Below are 21733 nucleotides of genomic sequence, written 5' to 3'. Positions count from 1 at the left end.
GTTCCGTTATACGTTGTTTACGCTTTGAGGAATCCACGATGAGTGAGGCTGAAGCCCGCCCGAGTAACTTTATTCGTCAGATCATCGATGAAGATCTGGCCAGTGGTAAGCACACCACTATCCATACACGTTTTCCGCCGGAGCCAAATGGCTATCTGCACATTGGCCACGCGAAATCCATTTGTCTGAACTTTGGCATTGCGCAAGATTACCAGGGCCAGTGCAACCTGCGTTTTGATGATACGAACCCGGTTAAAGAAGATATCGAGTACGTTGAGTCGATTAAAAACGACGTTGAATGGTTAGGTTTCCACTGGACTGGCGACATTCGCTACTCGTCGGATTACTTCGATCAGCTTCACGCCTATGCGGTAGAGCTTATTAATAAAGGTCTGGCGTACGTTGACGAACTGTCAGCGGACGAAATCCGCGAATACCGTGGCACGCTGACTCAGCCGGGCAAAAACAGCCCGTTCCGCGATCGTAGCGTCGAAGAGAACCTCGCGCTGTTCGAAAAAATGCGTACCGGTGGTTTTGAAGAAGGTAAAGCCTGTCTGCGCGCGAAAATCGATATGGCTTCGCCATTTATCGTGATGCGCGATCCGGTGCTGTACCGTATCAAGTTCGCTGAACACCACCAGACCGGCAATAAGTGGTGCATCTACCCGATGTACGACTTTACCCACTGCATCAGCGATGCGCTGGAAGGCATTACGCATTCACTGTGTACGCTGGAGTTCCAGGATAACCGTCGTCTGTACGACTGGGTGCTGGACAACATCACCATTCCGGTTCATCCGCGCCAGTACGAATTCTCGCGCCTGAATCTGGAATACACCGTGATGTCCAAGCGTAAGCTAAACCTGCTGGTGACCGACAAGCACGTTGAAGGCTGGGACGATCCGCGTATGCCAACAATTTCTGGCCTGCGTCGTCGCGGTTACACTGCTGCCGCGATCCGCGAGTTCTGCAAACGCATTGGCGTAACTAAGCAGGACAACACCATTGAGATCGCTTCTCTGGAATCCTGTATCCGCGAAGATCTGAACGAAAACGCTCCGCGCGCGATGGCGGTTATCGATCCGGTGAAACTGGTTATCGAAAACTACCCGCAGGGCGAAAGCGAGCTGGTCACTATGCCTAACCATCCGAACAAACCGGAAATGGGCAGCCGTGAAGTACCGTTTAGCGGTGAAATTTGGATCGATCGTGCAGACTTCCGCGAAGAAGCGAACAAGCAATACAAACGTCTGGTGATGGGCAAAGAAGTGCGTCTGCGTAACGCTTACGTGATCAAGGCCGAACGTGTCGAGAAAGATGCGGAAGGGAATATCACCACCATTTTCTGCACCTATGATGCCGATACCCTGAGCAAAGATCCGGCTGATGGTCGTAAAGTTAAAGGCGTTATTCACTGGGTGAGCGCGTCCCATGCGCTGCCGATTGAAATCCGTCTGTACGATCGCCTGTTTAGCGTTCCAAACCCAGGCGCGGCGGAAGACTTCCTGTCCGTCATTAACCCGGAATCGTTGGTCATTAAGCAGGGCTACGGTGAGCCATCGCTGCAGGCTGCGGTTGCAGGCAAAGCGTTCCAGTTTGAGCGTGAAGGTTACTTCTGTCTGGACAGCCGCTATGCAACAGCAGACAAGCTGGTGTTTAACCGCACCGTTGGTCTGCGCGACACGTGGGCTAAAGTCGGCGAATAAGTCGCAATACCTCCAGTCTAAACGCCGCGTCATGCGGCGTTTTTTTTCGCAAAAAAACCGTACGCCAGGCTCCGTTTGCGGAGCGAATTAATTACATGTCTGTAATAATGGAATGGCTGAATATTTTTACGTTTAAATAACTTACCTCAATATGAAATAGGCTGAAACCGATTTCATCCTCATGGAAAACAAGCGATTTTTTCAACTTTTCAACGCTTTTTTATCTGTCGATGAAAATGTAACAGAAAGCAATCAAATATGTGCGGTTGCTCATACTATTACATACTCGTTACAGAAAGAGATTGATAATTCGCGTCGCGAAAAATAGTCTATTCATTGTAGTCACTGAGGTTTTCTTAGCGCTACTTTTTTTATTTTTTTCGCTGTCCGCTTTTGTCGGCAGCATTTTTATGTCAAAGAGGATTAACATATGCGTACGTTTAGTGGCAAACGTAGTACGCTGGCGCTGGCTATCGCCGGTATCACAGCAATGTCGGGTTTTGTTGTCGCTCCCCAGGTACACGCCGAAGGATTTATTGATGACTCTACCTTAACCGGCGGCATCTACTACTGGCAGCGTGAGCGTGACCGTAAAGATGTGACCGATCACGACAAATACAAAACCAACCTTTCTCACTCCACCTGGAATGCTAACCTCGACTTCCAGTCCGGTTACGCGGCTGATATGTTTGGTATTGATATCGCAGCATTCACTGCTATTGAAATGAACGAAAGTAGCGAAAGCGGCCATCCAAACGAAATTGCATTCTCTTCCAAAAATAAAGGCTATGACGAAGATTACTCCGGCGATAAGAGCGGGATTAGCCTTTATAAAGCAGCAGCTAAATTTAAATATGGTCCAGCCTGGGCGCGTGCCGGTTACATTCAACCAACCGGACAGACTTTGCTGGCTCCGCACTGGAGCTTTATGCCAGGTACCTATCAGGGTGCTGAAGCTGGCGCCAACTTCGACTATGGCGATGCTGGTGCGCTGAGCTTCTCCTATATGTGGGCCAATGAATATAAAGCACCGTGGCACACCGAAGTTGATAAATTCTATCAGGCCGATAAGAAAACCAGCGTAGATTACCTGCACTCAATCGGTGCGAAATATGATTTCAAAAATAACCTGCTACTGGAAGCGGCATTTGGCCAGTCAGAGGGCTACGTCGATCAGTACTTCGCCAAAGCCAGCTACAAATTCGATTTAGGGGGTAATCCGTTTACCACCAGCTATCAGTTCTACGGCGCACGTGACAAAGTTGACGATCGCACCGTGAACGATATTTATGACGGTACGGCCTGGCTGCAGGCGCTGACCTTCGGTTATAAAGTAGCGGAAGTGGTTGACCTGCGTCTGGAAGGTACCTGGGTTAAAGCGGACGGGCAGCAGGGCTACTTCCTGCAGCGTATGACCCCGACCTACGCTTCATCAAACGGTCGCCTGGATATCTGGTGGGATAACCGTTCTGACTTCAACGCCAACGGCGAAAAGGCAGTTTTCTTCGGCGCAATGTATGATCTGAAGAACTGGAACCTGCCTGGCTGGGCAGTGGGCGCGTCCTACGTTTACGCATGGGATGCTAAACCAGCGACCTGGCAGCTCAACCCGGATGCGTACTACGACAAAAACCGCACTATCGAAGAGTCCTCTTACAGCCTGGATGCGGTCTACACCCTGCAAGATGGTCGTGCGAAGGGCACTATGTTTAAACTGCACTTCACCCAGTACGACAACCATTCAGACATTCCGAGCTGGGGCGGTGGTTACGGCAACATCTTCCAGGATGAGCGCGACGTGAAGTTCATCGTTATTGCTCCATTCACCATCTTCTAATGCCAATAGCGGCAGGCCGGGCGCCTGCCGCCTCGTTGAGGAAAGTGCTATGAAAAAACTGATACTCATCGCCGTTATGGCATCAGGGCTGGTGGCTTGTACGCAATCCCCTGCACCGAAAGAAGACAGCCGCCTGAAAGAAGCCTACAGCGCGTGTATTAATACCGCGCAAGGATCGCCGGAAAAAATAGAAGCCTGCCAAAGCGTGTTGAATGTACTGAAGAAAGAAAAACAGCATCAGCAGTTTGCCAATGAAGAAAGCGTACGTGTGCTGGATTATCAGCAGTGTATCCAGGCCACACGTACGGGGAACGATCAGGCCGTTAATGCTGATTGTGACAAAGTTTGGCAGGAAATTCGCAGCAAGAATGCCGCGCAGTAATTCAAAAAATGAAAAAGACAACGGGCGGAGATTTCTCCGCCCGTTTGCATTTCAGAGTTTATGTTCGAGCGGCTGATAACCCCGGCTCAACCGGATAAACAGCATTGCTGTAGCGGCGAGTCCGCAAAGTGCCGCACACATCAGCCACCATCCTGGTGAACTTTTATCCCCGGTTAGCTGGACCAGCGCTGTGGATATAACGGGTGTAAGGCCGCCAAAAATAGCTGTGGCAAGGCTGAATGCCAGTGAAAAACCCACTGTACGGACGTAGACAGGCATCACCTCGGTGAGTGCGGCAACCATTGCCCCGTTGTACATACCAAAAAAGAACGAAAACCAAAGCAGAACCAGTGTCATGCGCGTGAAATCTGGCGCGGCGGTGAGCCAGTGCATTACCGGCCAGGTGGTGATCAGTGCAAGTACAGTTATACCCATCAGCACCGGACGACGACCAATTCGGTCAGAAATCGCTCCGCCAATCGGCAGCCAGATAAAGTTAGAAATCCCGACCAGCATAGTGACTACCAGGCTGTCGCGCGCGCTCAGGTGGAGTACAGCCCTGCCGTAGGTCGGGGTATAGACGGTGATGAAGTAAAACGTTGTTGTGGTCATCGCCACCAGCAGCGTACCTGCAGCGATAAGACGCCAGTTTTTGACGATAGTGGTGAAAATTTCCCGAGTGTCGGGGCGGTGCGTGCGTTGTAAAAATGCGTCTGTTTCCTGCAGCGAGCGGCGGAGCACGAAGATCAAAGGAATAATCATGCAACCAATAAAGAAGGGAATGCGCCAGCCCCATTCCGAGATCTCATCATGTCCCAGGGTGGCGTTCAGGCCATAACCAATCAGCGCCGCCACCACAATGGCGACCTGTTGACTGGCGGACTGCCAGCTGGTGTAGAAGCCTTTATTGCCAGGCGTGGCGATTTCAGAAAGATAAACTGAGACGCCGCCTAACTCCACGCCTGCAGAAAATCCCTGTAATAATCGTCCAAGCAATACCAGCACGGGAGCCAGCAGACCAATACTGTGATAGCCGGGTACCAGGGCAATCAGCAGAGTACCGCAGCCCATAATCGCCAGCGTTACCATCAGACCTTTACGACGACCAATTCTGTCGATGTAAGCACCCAGTACAATGGCGCCAACGGGTCGCATTAAGAAACCCGAACCAAAAACGGCGAAAGTTAACATTAGCCCGGCAAATTCACTCTCCGCGGGAAAGAAGGTCTTTGCGATATAGGTGGCGTAAAACCCGAACAGAAAAAAGTCGAACTGTTCGAGGAAATTACCGCTGGTTACCCGCAGTATTGCGCCGAAAGTTCCGGCACGCGATGGATGTTGTGTCATTGGGTTTGCTCCACTGTCTTATCATAATATTTATAGAGGTAAGAGTGTGCGGGTTAGTTGTCTGTGATCCCCGCCTGTTTGCCGCGCCGTTTCTCAATCGCCCACTTGAGTAAGGCTGCGCAGCGGTAAAATCCATGGGCAAATTTTCCGTAAGGAATGGTCAGAAAGAGCGCCATGACCACGCCGAGGTGAATGGCGAGTAAAACAGCCATCCATGACGTGTCTCTTCCCGCCAGAAGCGCTAAACCGGTCAGACTGGTCAGCAGCAGCAGTAAAATAAAACCGCGATCCATCGGTTTTTGCCGTGCGTTGCCATGCAGCGGTGAACGCTTAACGTTCAGCCATAACAAACCCGCTGGGCCGATAATCAGGCCAATACCGCCTAATGTGCCCAATATTACCGGCACGCTGAGGAACGGATAGGGCGCTTCAATACCTGCGAAATAGTGATAGCCCGTCGCCACCACGGTGGCGGCAAAGCAGAGCATAAAACCGTAGAAGGTAAAGTGATGGTAACGGCGGCGCATCAGGGTGAAGGCATCATCTGCTTCGTTACACCCTTTGCCGTGCCCACCATCGAGATATTTCAGCGTCAGCGCATTGTGTGAGGCTTCAGCAATGTCGGTGGAAAGCGGTATTCCCGGAGAAATTTCGCGCCAGAATCGGATAACGCCCGCCATCAGCAGAACGATTGCCAGAATAAAGACTGAACCAAACATCCAGGCCAGCAGGTTATGCGGGAAAATTTGATAGAAATCACCGGCCAGTGGAGGATGGAGTAACGAGCCCTTTAACCCCATGGCGAGAAGTAAAAACAGGATCAGACCGAAAACCAGTGCCAGCGTCACGGTGACGCCAGCACGACGATAAAGCGCACCAAAGGCGGCGGGTTGTGCGTAGTGCTGATAGGTTTCCAGCCGGACTTCCGCCATTGCCTTCGGCACGTTGATGGCAAATTCATGAGGCGGGGCATACTGACACGCGTGCAGGCAGGCGCCGCAGTTATGGCACAGGTTCGCCAGATAGTTGATATCCGCTTTACCGAATTCCAGACGCTGCGTCATTGCCGGGAACACGGCGCAAAATCCTTCACAATAGCGGCAGGCGTTACACACCTGCATCACACGTTCAACTTCAGCTTCCGACTCGGTGATGATTTGCGCGTCGATGATCAATTTCTCAAGCTGTTTCATAACGTACCTCCTTCTGTGCTGCCAGAGCAGCCTCCTTTCCGGCAATGCGGCCAAAAGTGGTGCCGATCGACATCCCCACGCCTGCGGTGTAGCCCTTGCCCAGCACATTGCCTGCCATCATCTCTCCGGCGACGAACAGGTTGCGGCTTGGAAGCCCTGCAAAGTGTACGGCAGCGCGTTCATTCACTTTCAATCCGAGATAGGTGAAGGTGATCCCTGGCCGCAGGGCATACCCGTAGTAAGGCGGCTGGTCCAGCGGTCGCGCCCAGTGTGTCTTTGCGGGGGCTAACGCTTTCGTCGTGCAGTTATCCAGAATGGTATGGTCGAAATGGCCTGGCTGGCAGGCGTTGTTATACTGCGTTACGGTGTGGGTAAAACGTTCAGCATTGAGACCCAACTGATGCGCCAGATCCGCCAGCGTATTGGCCTGTGCGCCAGGAAAGACTGGTGGCATGAAGTGGCCGATGGCCTTACTGTCGATAATGGAGTAACCAATCTGCCCTGGCTGTTGGGCGACCAGTCGTCCCCAGATGGCGTAGCGTTTGGGCCAGAAATCTTCGCCTTCATCATAAAAACGCTCAGCGTCACGGTTGACGACAATGCCAAGCGAAACGCAGTCCACGCGGGTGCAAATTCCGCCGTCATATAATGGTGCTCTGGCATCAATGGCTACACAGTGTGACTGGGAGGGGTCGCCGATGATGTCCGCCCCGGCGTCGATCATAAATTTGAGCAGTACGCCCTGATTAAAGCGTGTGCCGCGAATCAGGAAGTTATCCGCAGGCCACTCACCGCGTTCATTTTCCCCCCAGGCTTCACGTAGCCATTCGCGGTTTGATTCAAACCCGCCAGCGGCAAGCACGCAGGATTTCGCTGTAATACGCTCTTTGCCCGCCAGCGCCGCCACGAATTCGCCGTTATGCAGTTCAAGCGCCTGTACCGGGGTGTTATAGCGGATTTGCACACCTAACTTTTCTGCGCTGCGATAATAGGCATTCACGAGGGCTTTCCCGCCGCCCATAAAAAAGGCGTTGGTTCGCGCCACGTGTAAAGCGCCAGAGAGGGGAGGTTGAAAATTCACGCCATGTCGGCGCATCCAGTCGCGGCATTGTGAAGAGGTGCGGATCACCAGACGTGCCAGGGCTTCGTTGGTATTTCCCTCCGTGACGCGCTGCAGATCCTGCCAATACTCCTCTTCAGGGTAGCTTTCCACCAGCACATCCTGCGGCTCATCATGCATACAGCGCAGATTACGCGTGTGTTGGGAGTTTCCCCCGCGCCATTCCCGGGGGGCTGCTTCGAGCAGGAGTACCGAAGCTCCTTGCTCCCGGGCGGTTAGGGCAGCACATAACGCGGCATTGCCACCGCCAATCACCAGAACGTCAACCATCGTATACTCCATTACCATTTAACTAATTGTTAAATTTGTAATTGAAATGTATACGTGCAGCTTGTGCGGGCGCTATAACGCAGTGCTAAAGGGGGTTTTAGTTATTGTAAAGGATAGCGCCAGGCCAGCGTCCCGCTTCTACCAGTTGATGCATCACTTTCGTCAGCACCACGCGGGCTGCGAGCCCCGCCGGGGTGAGTTCATCGTCAGAGAGGCTGACCAGAAAGTTGGGGCGACTCAGTATTGGATTATGGACGCCGATCACTCTTAGCGTCTCTTTATCGAGATGGGAAATTGCCGCGCCGGGCTGGAGAGTAGCGCCGATCCCACTGCGAACGGCGCGCATTAGTAGCGCCAGACCATCAATTTCTGTTGCGATCTCAATGCGTAGCGCGTGTTCCTGACAAATCGCTTCCAGCCTGCCGCGCAGACCGTGGCCTGGGCTAGGCATTATCAATGGAATATGTGCCAATTGGGCTGGAGCAATATTGTCATCAGTAATATCAGCCAGTAAAGCATGGGTGCCAATTAAAAACAGCCGCTCTTCGAGAATCGGTCTGGCGCTCCAGCGCAGGAGCTTTTCTTTTTGAAACACAACGGCCAGGTCAATCTGACGAGTGCTGATCATTCGTTCCAGGTTACCAGAGAGGCTTTCCACCACATGCAGACGGACATCACTATAGGTTTCTCGCATGGCGTTGATAAAAGGCATGCCGAGAATGGAAGCGGTACTGGGGGCCATGCCGACGCTGACGTGTCCGGAAAGGCGGGATTCTCGTGCGGCGAGGATTGCATCGTCTGCGTGACGGAGCGCCAGCTGCGCCTGGGCGTAAAATGCCAGCCCGGCGCTGGTGGGCGTCACGCCACGCGAGGTGCGTTGCAGCAGGCGAATAGCAAGTTCATTTTCCAGGCGGGACATTTGCTGGCTGAGTGCCGAAACCCCAATATTGAGATCGAGCGCCGCACTACCCATGCTGCCAGTTTCGACAATGCGAACAAAATAACGTAGCTGGCGAAGTTCCATTTCGATTCTCCGGAAGGGACAATTGATTTTTACATTAAAGCAACACAAGAGTGGAGGGAAGGGGGGAACGGGCTGAAAACGTGCATAAAAAAAGCCAACCGGATGGTTGGCTTTTCAGAAAGCATCACATTACTTGCCGTCGTGCGCGTGCTCATCTTCGCGACAATCACCTTCGGCGCAGTGACCGTAAAGATACAGGCTATGGTTGGTTAAACGAATACCATGTTTAGCCGCAATCTCACGCTGGCGCGCTTCGATGGAATCATCGCTGAACTCGACCACTTTGCCGCAGTCGAGGCAAATGAGGTGATCGTGATGATGCTGTTGAGTCAGTTCGAAGACGGATTTACCACCTTCAAAATTATGGCGGGTCACGATACCGGCATCATCAAACTGGTTCAACACGCGATACACGGTCGCCAGACCAATTTCTTCACCCATATCGATCAGGCGTTTGTACAAGTCTTCCGCACTGACGTGATGGTTATCCGGTTCCTGAAGAACTTCCAGAATTTTTAAACGAGGAAGCGTTACTTTCAGGCCAGCCTTCTTTAATGCGGTATTGTTGTCAGTCATGCGGAATCTGTCCTGTAGCTAAACGATTCACTTCATTAACAGAAGTGACAGAAATTGCACTTGAGATAATGCGATTCATTATAGAACTGCCATGGCTAAATGAAAACTGCAAGTCTCTGGCAAATATTGTTAATCAAAACGTGGTATCGCCGACAAACACACTGTGCAACACCCGATTGGCATCCAGCCATTGTACAGGGTCAGACGGAAAAGTTACAAATTTGTAGCAATTATTTTGATTGGTTTTATCTATTGATGCGGCGCAGATAGAAATCTACGCCGTACAAAATCAGGCATTGATGATTTCGTCGAGGTGCAGCTCTTCAGAGATCTGCTTAACCCATTTTTCTACGCGCTCTGCGGTCAGCTCAGGCTGACGGTCTTCATCGATAGCCAGCCCGACAAAGTGGTCGTCGTCAGCCAGACCTTTGGACGCTTCAAAGTGATAACCTGCAGTCGGCCAGTGACCAACGATGGTTGCGCCGCGCGGTTCGATGATGTCGCGAATGGTACCTAACGCGTCGCAGAAGTATTCTGCGTAATCTTCCTGGTCGCCGCAGCCGAACAATGCAACCAGTTTGCCGTTAAAATCAATGTCTTCGAGGGTAGGGAAGAAATCGTCCCAGTCACACTGTGCTTCACCGTAGTACCAGGTTGGAATGCCAAGCAGCAGAATGTCATACCCTTCGAGATCTTCTTTGCTGCTTTTTGCAATGTCATGAACGTCGGCAACGTCTTTACCAAGCTGTTTTTGAATCATTTTTGCGATATTTTCGGTGTTACCGGTGTCGCTGCCGAAAAAGATGCCAGTGATTGCCATGAGTAAAATAACCTCTTGAAACTTATTGAAATGGTGGTGGCGCATTGCCCACGGATAAGGGCAATCATAGCAGAACAGTCAGGCATGCGGAAACAGCAAACACACAGGACTGCACTCTGTGCTACACGATTTATGATTTAGAGCAGAAATTCAGACTATGCCTGATCGCGCAACGCGCTGAGTTGGGTCATCAGCATCTCTTCGATGAGTTCACTGCGACTCATGTTGCGCGCCTCGGCCAGCTCGTTCAGAGCGTCAACGGCATCAGCGTTCAGTTTCAGTTCGACACGCTTAAGCCCGCGAACTTTATCGCGTTTAAGCTGATTACGTTTGTTAATACGTAACTGTTCATCACGCGAGAGCGGATTAGTTTTGGGTCGTCCCGGGCGACGCTCCTGCGCGAACAGATCTAATGTCGTACGGTCCGTTTGTTCTTTGGCCATGATCTTGGTGACTTCGGGGAAACAATCAGCCAGGCGTCTGCCCGGATGGATAGCGCGCCATAATACATCAGCAGGGGAGACACGCCAACGTCCACGCGCGTAATCGCGCACAGACGCTGAGTTTTTAATCAGTTAGCCTGTTCATTCAGATAACGACGGATGGCGCGCAGCACCGCCTCCGGTTTTTCTGCATGCACCCAATGCCCGGCACCTGCTATAACGTGCGCCCGAGCCTGCGGGAATTGCGCCAGCAGTTGGTCACGATACGCTTCGGTAACATACGGTGAATTGCCACCCGGGATAAACAGCGCCGGGTGCTCCCATGCCGGAATGGTCTCCCAACCGACGATATGAGGATATTGATCCCACAGCACAGGAACATTAAAGCGCCACTCGCCGTCAACAAAGGATTTCAGCAGAAACTGGATCACACCTTCTTCATGCAGGTGCTGACGCATAACGCTCGCCGCCTGCTGACGCGAAGAGGATTGCGCGTCAGTTACCGCGTTAATGGCAGCAAAAATCTTATCGTGGCGGCGAACATGGTAGTCAACGGGAGCAATGTCGATGGCGACCAGCCGTTCGACACGTTCAGGGGCCAGCGCGGTCAGCGCCATGACGGCTTTGCCACCCATCGAGTGACCAATAAAGATCGCTTTTTCGATCTGCCGATCGTCCAGTGTATCCAGCAGATCTTGCGCCATAGCCGGATAATTCATCTCAGGTGAACGAGGGGAGAGGCCATGATTTCGCATATCAACCTGGATGATATCGTGATCGGCCACTAGATCGCGTGCCAGGATCCCGAGGTTATCCAGACTGCCAAACAGGCCGTGAACCAGGACGATGGGAGAATTATTGTGCAGGTTTTGCGCAGATTGCGCTCGGATATTCAATTTCATGGCAAAGTTCTTTTTTTCACACTGACGGGTTAGGGTATCATGTTGACCATTCTGCCACATGGCTGCAACAACTACGGTTACTCCGAGTTTTGCGTGCCACCAGGCTTGACGCTATCCGCTGTTGGGATTTGCCTTTACACTACGCGTGTTGACCCAACAACTTGTATTCAGCTAAACACTGCACTGGATTAAGATGAAAACGATTGAAGTTGATGATGAACTCTATAGCTATATTGCCAGCCACACCAAGCATATCGGCGAGAGCGCATCCGACATTTTACGGCGTATGTTGAAATTTTCCGCCGCATCACAGCCTGTCATTCCGGTAGTAAAAGAAGTCCGCGCTGTGCAAGCTGTCGTGGAAGCCAAGCCGGTTAACCCCGTAAAAGATAAAGTGCGCGCGATGCGTGAACTGCTGCTGTCCGACGAATACGCTGAACAGAAGAAAGCAGTAAATCGCTTTATGCTGGTGCTGTCTACACTCTATTCACTGGATCACAACGCGTTCGCCGAAGCAACGGAATCGTTGCACGGACGTACGCGCGTTTATTTTGCAGCGGATGAACAGACGCTGTTGAAAAATGGTAATCAAACCAAACCGAAGCACGTGCCAGGCACGCCGTACTGGGTGATCACCAATACCAATACCGGCCGTAAATGCAGCATGGTTGAGCACATCATGCAGTCAATGCAATTCCCTGCGGAATTGATTGAAAAGGTTTGCGGAACAATTTAATCCTTGCATTAGAAGGACCAGGCAATGGCAATCCACAACCGTGCAGGTCAACCTGCGCAACAGAGTGATTTGATTAACGTCGCTCAACTGACGGCACAGTACTACGTACTGAAACCAACGGCAGGGAACGCTGAGCACGCCGTCAAGTTCGGTACGTCCGGACATCGCGGCAGTGCAGGTCGTCATAGTTTTAACGAGCCGCATATTCTGGCTATCGCTCAGGCGATTGCTGAAGAGCGTGCGAAAAACGGGATTACTGGCCCGTGCTATGTGGGCAAGGACACCCACGCGTTGTCTGAACCGGCTTTCATCTCTGTACTGGAAGTGCTGGCGGCGAACGGCGTTGATGTCATCGTGCAGGAAAATAACGGCTTTACGCCAACGCCTGCCGTGTCGAATGCAATACTGGTCCATAATAAAAAAGGCGGCCCGCTGGCTGATGGCATTGTGATCACGCCGTCTCACAACCCGCCGGAAGACGGCGGTATTAAGTACAATCCGCCTAACGGTGGTCCGGCTGATACTAATGTTACCAAAGTGGTTGAAGACAGAGCCAACGCGCTGCTGGCCGACGGTCTGCAAGGCGTGAAGCGCATGTCGCTGGATGCTGCGTTGGCATCCGGTCATGTTAAAGAACAGGATCTGGTGCAGCCTTTCGTGGAAGGACTGGCTGACATCGTCGACATGGCGGCGATTCAGAAAGCGGGCCTGACGCTGGGTGTCGATCCGCTGGGCGGTTCCGGTATCGAATACTGGAAGCGTATTGCGAAGCACTACAACCTGAACCTGACTATTGTTAACGATCACGTTGATCAGACTTTCCGCTTTATGCATCTCGACAAAGACGGTGCGATCCGTATGGACTGCTCCTCCGAGTGCGCGATGGCGGGCCTGCTGGCGCTGCGCGACAAGTTCGATCTCGCTTTTGCCAACGATCCGGATTACGACCGTCATGGCATCGTCACGCCCGCTGGTCTGATGAACCCGAACCACTACCTGGCGGTGGCGATTAACTACCTGTTCCAGCACCGTCCACAGTGGGGCAAAGACGTTGCCGTCGGTAAGACGCTGGTTTCTTCGGCGATGATTGACCGCGTGGTGAATGCTTTAGGGCGTAAACTGGTTGAAGTCCCGGTTGGCTTTAAATGGTTCGTTGACGGTCTGTTTGATGGCAGCTTTGGTTTTGGCGGTGAAGAGAGCGCGGGTGCCTCTTTCCTGCGTTTCGATGGTACACCGTGGTCAACGGACAAAGACGGCATCATCATGTGTCTGTTGGCGGCTGAAATTACCGCAGTGACCGGTAAAAACCCGCAAGAGCACTACAACGAGCTGGCTGCTCGTTTTGGCGCGCCGAGCTACAACCGCCTGCAGGCCAGCGCGACCTCTGCGCAGAAAGCGGCGCTGTCTAAGCTGTCTCCGGAAATGGTGAGTGCCAGCACGCTTGCGGGTGACCCGATCACCGCACGTCTGACGTCGGCACCGGGTAACGGTGCTTCTATCGGTGGTCTGAAAGTGATGACCGACAACGGCTGGTTTGCCGCACGTCCTTCCGGTACAGAAGACGCTTACAAGATCTACTGCGAAAGTTTCCTCGGTGAAGAGCACCGCAAGCAGATCGAGAAAGAGGCGGTCGAGATTGTCAGCGAAGTGTTGAAAAACGCGTAAGTACTGTTCGCACTGACGCGTTTTATAGGCCCGGTAAGCTAGCGCTACCGGGCTTTTTTGTGCCGATATTTAACTATGTTTATTTTTCAGTTCAAAACGCGGTGAGACCAGGCCATACAGCGTCCAGCCGAGGAAAGTCACGATAGAACCATACAGCATTGCTTCTTCGCCAGAGGAGTAGAGTGCATAGAAGCTGTATAATGCGCCAATAAACGCGACAAAGTTTGCTGGTTTCGCTTTTGACGATGGGACATTCGCCATCTTCTGAATAATAACCAGTGCGGCCATCGACAAGATATACGGGATGATATTCGTCACGACAGCCAGGTTGACCAGCACGTTGAACTGGCTGTTCAGCGACGGGCTGATGGTCATCAGCGATAAGCCACTCTGGATTATTACGATGGTCAGCATTCCCTGAACCGGCGCATCCACTTTAGTTACACGGGAGAAGATTTTCGGGAAGTAACCTTCATCAGCCGACGATTTAAAGACCTGAGCGATAGTAAACTGCCAGCCCAGCAGTGAACCACAGCAGGACATCACCATCAACGCCATGATCACTTTACCGACTTCCGGGGTGAACATCTGCGCAAAGGCCAAACCGAAAGGCGCAGTGGAGTTAGCCAGATCCATATTTGGCACAATCCCGGCGATCACATTGGTCGAAATGATGTAAATCACTGCCGCGCCCAACGTACCGCCCAGTACAGCGATGGGTACGTTGCGCTCCGGATTTTCAACCACTTCGGCGTTAGCGCAGGCCGATTCCAGACCGAGAAAAGCCCACAGGGTCATCGCAATCGAAGAACCGACCGCCGTGAAGAACGGGACGTGGTGTGGGTTCCAGGAGTTAGCGTACAGCGTCGGACTGAACCAGAACCAGCCGATGATGCACAAACCGACAACCGGAATAATAACGCCCCAGACGGTGATACTGCTGAGCTGCCCAGTAATACGTGCCCCGCCAAAGTTAGCGACGGTGCAGATCCACAGCACGCCGATAGTGGCCAGGCCAATCTGCACGGGTGTCAATGTGGCACCAAACAGTTCGGTACCGTAGCCCACGGCGGAGATAGCGATAGCCACGTTGGCAATTAACAGCGAAACGCCATAGGTGTAGTTCGCCATAAAGTTACCGGATTTGCCAAAGGCATATTCAGCATAACCGCCCATACCACCGGATTTACGACTGAACATACCGCATTTTGCGAAGGCCCACGCCAGTGCCATTGAACCGACAGCGGTCACCAGCCACGAGATGATCGAAATGGTGCCGACTTCTGCAAGTTTGGTAGGCAACATGATGATCCCTGAGCCCATCATATTGACCATGGTCAGGATGGTGAGCTGGACGACACCCATTTTGTTGGATTTGGCTTTGCTCATAACATTTCCCCTTTCAACAGATCGTCTTGCGCGTCTTTTGGCTTAATGACATAGCACCACACCTGTTTACGCCCGTCGTGTTCTTCGATGTAGACACCCTGAAGTTCAGGCGCAAAACCCGGCAGCAGATTGATTCCCTCTTCCAGCGCGCTAAAGTAACGCAATACTGAACCACCCCAGATTTCACCCGGAACCACACACAGCACGCCAGGAGGATAAGGCAACGCACCTTCCGCGGCGATTCGGCCTTCCGCGTCCGGTAGTCGCACCAGCTCAACTTCACCACGCAGATAGGCGTAGTTGGCCTCCTGGGGATTCATGCTGACGCGCGGGAAATGATCCTTACGGAACATCTCTTTCTGTAGCTGTTTCACGTTGTGACGGGCGTACAAATCGTGCATTTCCTGACACAGCTGACGCAGGGTATAACCGACATAACGGGCTTCATGTTGTTTGTAGAGAGAGGGCAGAACCTCAGCCAGCGGGGCATCGGCTTCCAGCAGTTTTTCGAAACGCACCAGCAGGGCGACAAGTTGCTGCATCTTCGCCATATCTTCTGCCGGGGTCATCAGGAACAGGATGGAGTTAAGGTCGCATTTTTCGGGAACTACGCCATTTTCCCGCAGGAAGTTAGCCAGAATGGTGGCCGGAACGCCGAACGTGTCATATTCGCCGTTACGCGTTTTGATCCCCGGTGTGGTGAGCAGCAGTTTGCATGGATCCACAAAGTACTGGTGTTCGGCGTAGCCTTCAAAGGCATGCCAGTGTTCACCAGGAACAAAATGGAAGAAACGTAGATCGCTGGCAATTTCAGCGGTGGAATAAGCCTGCCACGGTTTACCTTCCACCATCTCAGGCACAAATGGCCGGATATGGTGGCAGTTTTCCAGGATCAATTTACGCGTATCAATTCCGTTGACGACGCAGTCCATCCACATGTTGCGCCCGCTGATGCCTTCATGCATTTTGGCGTTGATGTCGAGCGCGGCAAAGAGCGGATAGAACGGGCTGGTGGAGGCGTGCATCATGAACGCGTTATTCATTCGTTTATGGGGCACGTAGCGAGACTGGCCTTTAATATGGCTGTCTTTTTTGTGGATCTGCGATGTCTGGGAGAAACCCGCCTGCTGTTTGTGTACCGACTGGGTGACCAGAATACCAGGATCGTTTTCATTCAGATCCAGCAACAATGGAGAACAATCGGCCATCATCGGAATGAACTGCTCATAGCCCACCCACGCGGAGTCAAACAGGATGTAGTCGCACAGGTGACCGATGTTATCCACTACCTGACGCGCGTTATAGATGGTGCCATCGTAGGTACCTAACTGAATCACGGCCAGTCGGAATGGACGGACATCATTTTTACGTTTTGGCGCGACTTCACCGATCCTTTCTCGCAGATAGCTTTCTTCAAAGCAGTGAGCGTCAATCCCGCCGATAAAGCCGTACGGGTTGCGTGCAGTCTCCAGATAGACCGGCGTGGCCCCAGCCTGTAATAACGCGCCGTGGTGGTTTGACTTGTGGTTGTTGCGGTCAAACAACACCAGATCGCCTGGGGTGAGCAGCGCGTTAAGCACCACTTTGTTTGATGATGAGGTTCCGTTCAGGACAAAGTAGGTCTTATCCGCGTTGAACACTTTGGCCGCATGCTGTTGGGCGATGCAAGGCGCACCTTCGTGGATCAACAAATCACCCATTGCCACATCGGCATTACACAAATCAGAGCGGAAAAGCGTTTCGCCGAAGTACTCCACAAACTGATTACCCGCAGGATGGCGACGGAAAAATTCGCCCCCCTGATGACCTGGACAATCAAATGCGCTGTTACCCTGATTGACGTAATCGACCAATGCGCGGAAGAACGGGGGACGTAGCTGCGTTTCGTAGTGGCTGGCGGCGGTTTCTAACTGACGACCATAAAATGCTGAGCGGGCTTCATTGCATTCGAATACGCCGGAGATCCGTGGCAGATACTCTGCTGGAACACGCTCTTCATTTTCGGTGGCGATAAAAACGGGAATGCCGTAGCCGGTGGCGTCAATTTCATCGAGTTTTCCTCGTTCAATATCATTGATGGATAACACGATGGCAGCAACATCAATGAAATTACTTTCATCGATATTTACGCAGGAACGCTGCGTAGAAAAACAATCAGGACAGGAACGGCTTACGGCAATTTTTAATTCAGACATTTTCATCTCTTTATTTTAGGTAATAGCAGGTCCTCAATTTCTCAAATGAGAAATTGATAACTCCGGAAAAAAAAAGCAAAGTAATACCGCTGATAAATAAATCAGTAAATTGCTTTTTTGAAGATGCAATAAACCCTAACCGGTCCGGTCACAGGTAATACAGGGTTATGCAGGGAGAGCACTGTGGATACAGGCATTATACCCGTCGTCTTTCAAGCTGCATCTGTGTTGGCTTTACTCGCTTATCCCAGTCACGTACTGATGTACGCTCCCGGGCTTCGCTGCATCGCCGTCTTGATGCAACTCGAAATCTATTGGGTATATATCTGCGATACAGAGAGTCAGGATGACCTGTATACTGGAGTGCCCTTAGTCGGAAGACTAACGGGCATTAAAGAAATGAAAGTCGAAACTATTGCGGTGGGCAAACATCATAATATGCGTTGTTCGCCTTATATGTGGCATTGTACGGCTATTATTTTCCATTTTGGTTACCTTTACTGGATAAGTGGAAGGTGTGGGTATTTTATCCAGGAAATGGCTATGAACTGTGAAGAAGATCAATAAAAAATGATCGTTTCCAAAATATTTAGTCGCCGATTATGCATATCGTGAGATAAGATACTGTTTTGTTGTTTATATGTTATTTATTTGTGTTTTATTATTTTGAGTATAACCTTATCGGCTGCGTAATAAATATTATGCAGCCTTAAGGATAATAGATAATATATTTGTTATTTAATCAAAATAAATGAATAAAAATTCAAGGCATAAACCGATAACCAATTCCGGTCTCGGTCAGAAAATGACGCGGGCGGGCCGGGTCCAGTTCCAGCTTCTGGCGCAAGTGTCCCATATAAATGCGCAGATAGTGACTGTGTTCGACGGCGTTTGGTCCCCAAACCTGATTCAATAACTGACGTTGCGTCAGTACCTTCCCGGCATTATTCAGCAGTACCGCCAACAGGCGAAACTCAATCGGCGTCAAGTGAATTTCTTCATCACCTCGGTGTACGAGGCGAGCAGCGATATCCACTTTAACATTAGAAAAATGTACGACCGGTTCGGGAGACGTCCCACTGGCGTGGCGACGCAATGCCACGCGCAATCGCGCCTGTAGCTCGCCAATACCAAAAGGTTTGCTGAGATAGTCATCGGCTCCGGCATCCAGCGCGGCGATTTTATCGCTTTCCTCACTGCGGGCTGAAAGCACAATCACTGGAATCGCGCTCCATTGACGCAGGTCGCGAATAAAATCAATGCCGTCGCCATCCGGCAGGCCAAGATCGAGAATGATGAGATCGGGTTTCCGCGTGGCGGCTTCCAGCAGACCGCGTTGCAGCGTTTCTGCTTCAAATACACGTAGGCCATCGGCCTCCAGCGCGGTGCGCAGAAAGCGGCGAATGGCCTGTTCATCTTCAACAATCAGTACGTTCGTCACATATCCTCATGAAAATCTTCAAGTTGAGGGGGGATTTCCTGGGGCAGTGTAACACGAAAACATGCTCCTCCCTGCGCGCGATTGTGGACAGAAATAGTCCCGCCATGCACGTCCACAATGGCCTGACAAATTGCCAGCCCCAGCCCGACGCCTGGCACCGATGACTCTTTATTCCCTCGGGAGAACTTGTCAAAAACGCGCTGTTCCATACCCGACGGAACACCCGGCCCATTATCCCAGACGTCTAATTGCAGGTGTTCTCCATTGACGCTGGCATCAATACCGATCTGCGCCTGTGGACCCGCGTATTTGACGGCGTTTTCCAGCAGGTTAATCAGCACCCGTTCAAAGAGTGGGCCATCGACGTGAATCAATGTCAACGGTTCTGGTAACGACAGATTTATTGGGGCAGAGAGACCTGGCTCCAGCATCTGCAGGGCGCTACCCACCACCTCTTCCAGCGTTAACCACTCCTTCTTAAGATTAAAGCCGCCAGACTGAATTCGCGCCATATCCAGCAGGTTATTCACCAGTCGGGTCGTGTTCAGAACGTGCTGGCGAATCTCGCTGGCCTGGCGTGCGTGCGGCGATCCCTCGCTTGCCAGATCCAGCGTTAAGATTTCTGCCTGGCCGAACAACACCGTCAATGGCGTGCGCAAATCGTGGGACAGGGCTGCGAGCAGGGCGTTGCGAATACTTTCGCGCTCGCTGGCAAAGCGAGCCTGCTCTTCGCTGGCAGTCAGCGTCAGGCGCTCCAGCGCACTGGCGACCAGCAACGTGAAGGTTTCCAGCAGGCGTTGCTGTTCAGGGATCATCAGTTGGCGTAAATTTCCCGGTTCCACGATCAGCAATCCATGCGTTTTGTCGGCGCTTTTTAACGGTAAAATTTGATACGGCACGCCGGGTAACGTATCGGTGCCTGCGCCGGCGGGTTGCCCTTTATCAAAGCTCCATTGAGCAATGGCGTCATCCCACGGTGTCATGCCCTGTTGATGAGTGAGAGGGGCCAGCTTACCGTTTTCGCCGGGCAGTAAAACCTGGCTACGGGCCTGAAACGTTGAAGCGATAAACTGTTCGCTGGTGGCGGCGATATCCGTCTGACTGCGTCCGACGGCCAACGCTTTGGACATCTCATACAAATGACGCGTACGCTGTTCACGATAACGCGCTACCCGTGCCTGATACCGCACCCCGGCGGTCAGATTACCGATAACCAGCCCTACCGTGAGCATTACGGCAAAGGTAAGCAGGTACTGGACGTCGGAAACGGCCAGCGTCCCGCGCGGAGCAATAAAGAAGAGATCGAAGCTGGCGACGTTAATAAAAGTGGCCAGAACGGACGGCCAGCGTCCGTAAAAGAGTGCGATAACCACCACGCCCAATAAATAGATCATCACCAGGTTGGCGGCGTCAAACGCCATCAGCCACTGCATGGCGATTAGCGTAATGATGGCGCACAGCGCAACAGCGACCACGCACCCCTGAATTTGTACCCGCCATTTATCCTTAAAGGTACGGCTGTCTGCGGTTTGCAGCACAGGACGTGAAGGGGGCTCATCGAGGGCGACAATCATCAGGTCGAGATCGGGTGCGCGGTGGGCCAGTTTGTCGGCAAAGGAGTCGCTGCGCCACCAGCGTCGCGTCGTTGGACGCCCGAGCACAATTTTTCCCAGATTATGCTCGCGGGCATAGCGGATTACCGCTTTGTCTTCGGCGGGATCGGAAAGGGTGGCGGTTTCTGCGCCTAACTCCTGGGCCAGTCGCAGAGCGCTTAAAATCGCGCGGCGCTGTTTTTCAGGCAGTCGGTGCAGCGCTGGCGTTTCGACATACACCGCATGCCAGACGCTACCCAGACGCGCTGCCAGACGTGCAGCGGCACGTACCAGTTTTTCGCTGCCGGTGTTGTGCCCAATGCACAGTAAAATAGCGTCGCGGGTATGCCAGACTTTTTCTTCACCCGGACGTCCCCGCCAGGCGCGCATCTGATCGTCCACCCGATCGGCCGTACGGCGCAGGGCCAGTTCACGTAGTGCAATCAGATTACCTTTGCGAAAGAAATGCTCGATGGCTCTTTCCGCCTGGCCGGCGATGTAGACCTTGCCTTCGTTCAGACGCTGGCGTAAATCGTCGGGGGGAAGATCGACCAACACCACATCGTCGGCGGCATCGAAAAAAGGATCGGGGACGGTTTCGCGAACCTGAATGCCGGTAACGCCGCTGACCACATCATTGAGACTTTCCAGATGTTGCACGTTGACGGTAGTAAAAACGTCAATGCCAGCTTCCAGCAGCTCTTCAATGTCCTGCCAGCGCTTAGGATGCCGTGAGCCTGGCGCATTACTGTGCGCCAGTTCATCCATCAAAATGAGCGCCGGACGGCGGGCCAGCGCAGCGTCGAGATCGAACTCGCTGATATGACGACCATGACGTGACTGCCGCTTGAGCGGCAGGATGCTGAGACCGTCCAGCAGCGCGGCGGTCTCTTTGCGCCCGTGGGTTTCCACCACGCCAATCAGCACATCTAACCCTTGCGCCCGCAGTCGCTGGGCCTCCGCCAGCATGGCCCAGGTTTTGCCGACGCCCGCGCAGGCACCGAAGAAAATTTTCAGTTTTCCCCGGTGCGGAGCGGTGGTCTGCTCCAGCAGGCGATCGGGGTCGGGGCGTAACGGTTCGTTATGCATGTCCTT

General features: G+C 52.4%; 19 protein-coding genes. 5 read left to right on the top strand and 14 right to left on the bottom strand.

What is annotated here, in order from left to right; all coding sequences use genetic code 11:
- The first annotated feature begins 38 nt into the window (after nucleotides 1-38).
- From glnS to chiQ, 3 genes are all read left to right on the top strand, one after another.
- Nucleotides 39-1706: a glutamine--tRNA ligase gene (gene glnS, locus ACU8YC_RS10045; protein ID WP_210904821.1), complete on the top strand. Its 1668-nt coding sequence runs from the start codon at nucleotides 39-41 to the stop codon at nucleotides 1704-1706.
- Between the two features lie 430 nt (nucleotides 1707-2136).
- The gene (gene chiP / locus ACU8YC_RS10040; protein WP_151219521.1) at nucleotides 2137-3543 is read left to right on the top strand and encodes a chitoporin ChiP; all 1407 of its coding nucleotides are present in this window, start codon (nucleotides 2137-2139) and stop codon (nucleotides 3541-3543) included.
- 49 nt (nucleotides 3544-3592) lie between these two features.
- Complete coding sequence (gene chiQ, locus ACU8YC_RS10035) at nucleotides 3593-3925, top strand: ChiQ/YbfN family lipoprotein (protein ID WP_003022817.1); 333 nt, start codon at nucleotides 3593-3595, stop codon at nucleotides 3923-3925.
- A 51-nt stretch (nucleotides 3926-3976) separates the two neighbouring features.
- Here the strand turns inward: chiQ and tcuC are convergent, their stop codons facing one another.
- The 9 genes from tcuC to ybfF form a co-directional block, all read right to left on the bottom strand.
- Nucleotides 3977-5272, bottom strand: a complete 1296-nt coding sequence (tcuC, locus tag ACU8YC_RS10030; RefSeq protein ID WP_446895304.1) for a tricarballylate/proton symporter TcuC — start codon at nucleotides 5270-5272, stop codon at nucleotides 3977-3979.
- Nucleotides 5273-5325: 53 nt separating this feature from the next.
- Nucleotides 5326-6465 carry a tricarballylate utilization 4Fe-4S protein TcuB gene (tcuB, locus tag ACU8YC_RS10025; protein ID WP_414437944.1) on the bottom strand — a complete coding sequence of 380 codons (1140 nt, stop codon included), beginning with the start codon at nucleotides 6463-6465 and terminating at the stop codon, nucleotides 5326-5328.
- Nucleotides 6452-7855 carry an FAD-dependent tricarballylate dehydrogenase TcuA gene (gene tcuA / locus ACU8YC_RS10020; protein WP_187252809.1) on the bottom strand — a complete coding sequence of 468 codons (1404 nt, stop codon included), beginning with the start codon at nucleotides 7853-7855 and terminating at the stop codon, nucleotides 6452-6454. The genes tcuB and tcuA overlap by 14 nt, the downstream gene beginning before the upstream one ends.
- 97 nt (nucleotides 7856-7952) lie before the next feature.
- Entirely contained in the window at nucleotides 7953-8879 is a 927-nt protein-coding gene (tcuR, locus tag ACU8YC_RS10015; protein ID WP_151219523.1) for a tricarballylate utilization LysR family transcriptional regulator TcuR, read from the bottom strand.
- 129 nt (nucleotides 8880-9008) lie between these two features.
- Nucleotides 9009-9455: a ferric iron uptake transcriptional regulator gene (gene fur / locus ACU8YC_RS10010; protein ID WP_003022836.1), complete on the bottom strand. Its 447-nt coding sequence runs from the start codon at nucleotides 9453-9455 to the stop codon at nucleotides 9009-9011.
- Nucleotides 9448-9534, bottom strand: a complete 87-nt coding sequence (locus ACU8YC_RS10005; RefSeq protein WP_049259739.1) for a ryhB-regulated fur leader peptide — start codon at nucleotides 9532-9534, stop codon at nucleotides 9448-9450. The genes fur and ACU8YC_RS10005 overlap by 8 nt, the downstream gene beginning before the upstream one ends.
- A 210-nt stretch (nucleotides 9535-9744) precedes the next feature.
- On the bottom strand, nucleotides 9745-10275 hold the full coding sequence (gene fldA / locus ACU8YC_RS10000) for a flavodoxin FldA (RefSeq protein WP_003022839.1): 531 nt from the start codon (nucleotides 10273-10275) through the stop codon (nucleotides 9745-9747).
- Nucleotides 10276-10430: 155 nt separating this feature from the next.
- Nucleotides 10431-10718, bottom strand: a complete 288-nt coding sequence (gene ybfE, locus ACU8YC_RS09995; RefSeq protein ID WP_151225090.1) for a LexA regulated protein — start codon at nucleotides 10716-10718, stop codon at nucleotides 10431-10433.
- 128 nt (nucleotides 10719-10846) lie between these two features.
- Entirely contained in the window at nucleotides 10847-11620 is a 774-nt protein-coding gene (ybfF, locus tag ACU8YC_RS09990; RefSeq protein WP_286543660.1) for an esterase, read from the bottom strand.
- 193 nt (nucleotides 11621-11813) lie between these two features.
- Here ybfF and seqA point away from each other — a divergent pair, with 193 nt between their 5' ends.
- Entirely contained in the window at nucleotides 11814-12356 is a 543-nt protein-coding gene (gene seqA / locus ACU8YC_RS09985; protein WP_151219526.1) for a replication initiation negative regulator SeqA, read from the top strand.
- Nucleotides 12357-12380: 24 nt separating this feature from the next.
- Nucleotides 12381-14021: a phosphoglucomutase (alpha-D-glucose-1,6-bisphosphate-dependent) gene (gene pgm, locus ACU8YC_RS09980; protein WP_187252807.1), complete on the top strand. Its 1641-nt coding sequence runs from the start codon at nucleotides 12381-12383 to the stop codon at nucleotides 14019-14021.
- Nucleotides 14022-14090: 69 nt separating this feature from the next.
- Here the strand turns inward: pgm and potE are convergent, their stop codons facing one another.
- The 5 genes from potE to kdpD form a co-directional block, all read right to left on the bottom strand.
- Complete coding sequence (gene potE, locus ACU8YC_RS09975) at nucleotides 14091-15410, bottom strand: putrescine-ornithine antiporter (protein ID WP_151219527.1); 1320 nt, start codon at nucleotides 15408-15410, stop codon at nucleotides 14091-14093.
- Nucleotides 15407-17605 (bottom strand): ornithine decarboxylase SpeF, encoded by a 2199-nt coding sequence (gene speF / locus ACU8YC_RS09970; RefSeq protein WP_446895303.1) that lies wholly within the window; start codon nucleotides 17603-17605, stop codon nucleotides 15407-15409. The genes potE and speF overlap by 4 nt, the downstream gene beginning before the upstream one ends.
- 381 nt (nucleotides 17606-17986) lie before the next feature.
- Nucleotides 17987-18091, bottom strand: a complete 105-nt coding sequence (gene speFL, locus ACU8YC_RS09965) for a leader peptide SpeFL (protein WP_114149115.1) — start codon at nucleotides 18089-18091, stop codon at nucleotides 17987-17989.
- A 277-nt stretch (nucleotides 18092-18368) separates the two neighbouring features.
- A complete protein-coding gene (gene kdpE, locus ACU8YC_RS09960; protein ID WP_005121396.1) occupies nucleotides 18369-19046 on the bottom strand; it encodes a two-component system response regulator KdpE in 678 nt (225 codons plus the stop codon).
- Nucleotides 19043-21727, bottom strand: a complete 2685-nt coding sequence (kdpD, locus tag ACU8YC_RS09955) for a two-component system sensor histidine kinase KdpD (RefSeq protein WP_210904826.1) — start codon at nucleotides 21725-21727, stop codon at nucleotides 19043-19045. The genes kdpE and kdpD overlap by 4 nt, the downstream gene beginning before the upstream one ends.
- Nucleotides 21728-21733 lie beyond the last annotated feature (6 nt).

It is taken from the genome of Citrobacter sp. VF227, assembly GCF_052950715.1.
This window is presented reverse-complemented; position numbering and strand designations above follow the sequence as displayed.

What these genes read in the sequence shown, in the direction of transcription:
- tcuC (WP_446895304.1), bottom strand. Translation starts at nt 5,272, where the DNA reads ATGACACAACATCCATCGCGTGCCGGAACTTTCGGCGCAATACTGCGG.
- ybfF (WP_286543660.1), bottom strand. Translation starts at nt 11,620, where the DNA reads ATGAAATTGAATATCCGAGCGCAATCTGCGCAAAACCTGCACAATAAT.
- seqA (WP_151219526.1), top strand. Translation starts at nt 11,814, where the DNA reads ATGAAAACGATTGAAGTTGATGATGAACTCTATAGCTATATTGCCAGC.
- ybfE (WP_151225090.1), bottom strand. Translation starts at nt 10,718, where the DNA reads ATGGCCAAAGAACAAACGGACCGTACGACATTAGATCTGTTCGCGCAG.
- tcuB (WP_414437944.1), bottom strand. Translation starts at nt 6,465, where the DNA reads ATGAAACAGCTTGAGAAATTGATCATCGACGCGCAAATCATCACCGAG.
- glnS (WP_210904821.1), top strand. Translation starts at nt 39, where the DNA reads ATGAGTGAGGCTGAAGCCCGCCCGAGTAACTTTATTCGTCAGATCATC.
- pgm (WP_187252807.1), top strand. Translation starts at nt 12,381, where the DNA reads ATGGCAATCCACAACCGTGCAGGTCAACCTGCGCAACAGAGTGATTTG.
- ACU8YC_RS10005 (WP_049259739.1), bottom strand. Translation starts at nt 9,534, where the DNA reads ATGAATCGCATTATCTCAAGTGCAATTTCTGTCACTTCTGTTAATGAA.
- tcuR (WP_151219523.1), bottom strand. Translation starts at nt 8,879, where the DNA reads ATGGAACTTCGCCAGCTACGTTATTTTGTTCGCATTGTCGAAACTGGC.
- fur (WP_003022836.1), bottom strand. Translation starts at nt 9,455, where the DNA reads ATGACTGACAACAATACCGCATTAAAGAAGGCTGGCCTGAAAGTAACG.
- potE (WP_151219527.1), bottom strand. Translation starts at nt 15,410, where the DNA reads ATGAGCAAAGCCAAATCCAACAAAATGGGTGTCGTCCAGCTCACCATC.
- chiP (WP_151219521.1), top strand. Translation starts at nt 2,137, where the DNA reads ATGCGTACGTTTAGTGGCAAACGTAGTACGCTGGCGCTGGCTATCGCC.
- fldA (WP_003022839.1), bottom strand. Translation starts at nt 10,275, where the DNA reads ATGGCAATCACTGGCATCTTTTTCGGCAGCGACACCGGTAACACCGAA.
- kdpD (WP_210904826.1), bottom strand. Translation starts at nt 21,727, where the DNA reads ATGCATAACGAACCGTTACGCCCCGACCCCGATCGCCTGCTGGAGCAG.
- speFL (WP_114149115.1), bottom strand. Translation starts at nt 18,091, where the DNA reads ATGGAAAATAATAGCCGTACAATGCCACATATAAGGCGAACAACGCAT.
- speF (WP_446895303.1), bottom strand. Translation starts at nt 17,605, where the DNA reads ATGTCTGAATTAAAAATTGCCGTAAGCCGTTCCTGTCCTGATTGTTTT.
- chiQ (WP_003022817.1), top strand. Translation starts at nt 3,593, where the DNA reads ATGAAAAAACTGATACTCATCGCCGTTATGGCATCAGGGCTGGTGGCT.
- tcuA (WP_187252809.1), bottom strand. Translation starts at nt 7,855, where the DNA reads ATGGTTGACGTTCTGGTGATTGGCGGTGGCAATGCCGCGTTATGTGCT.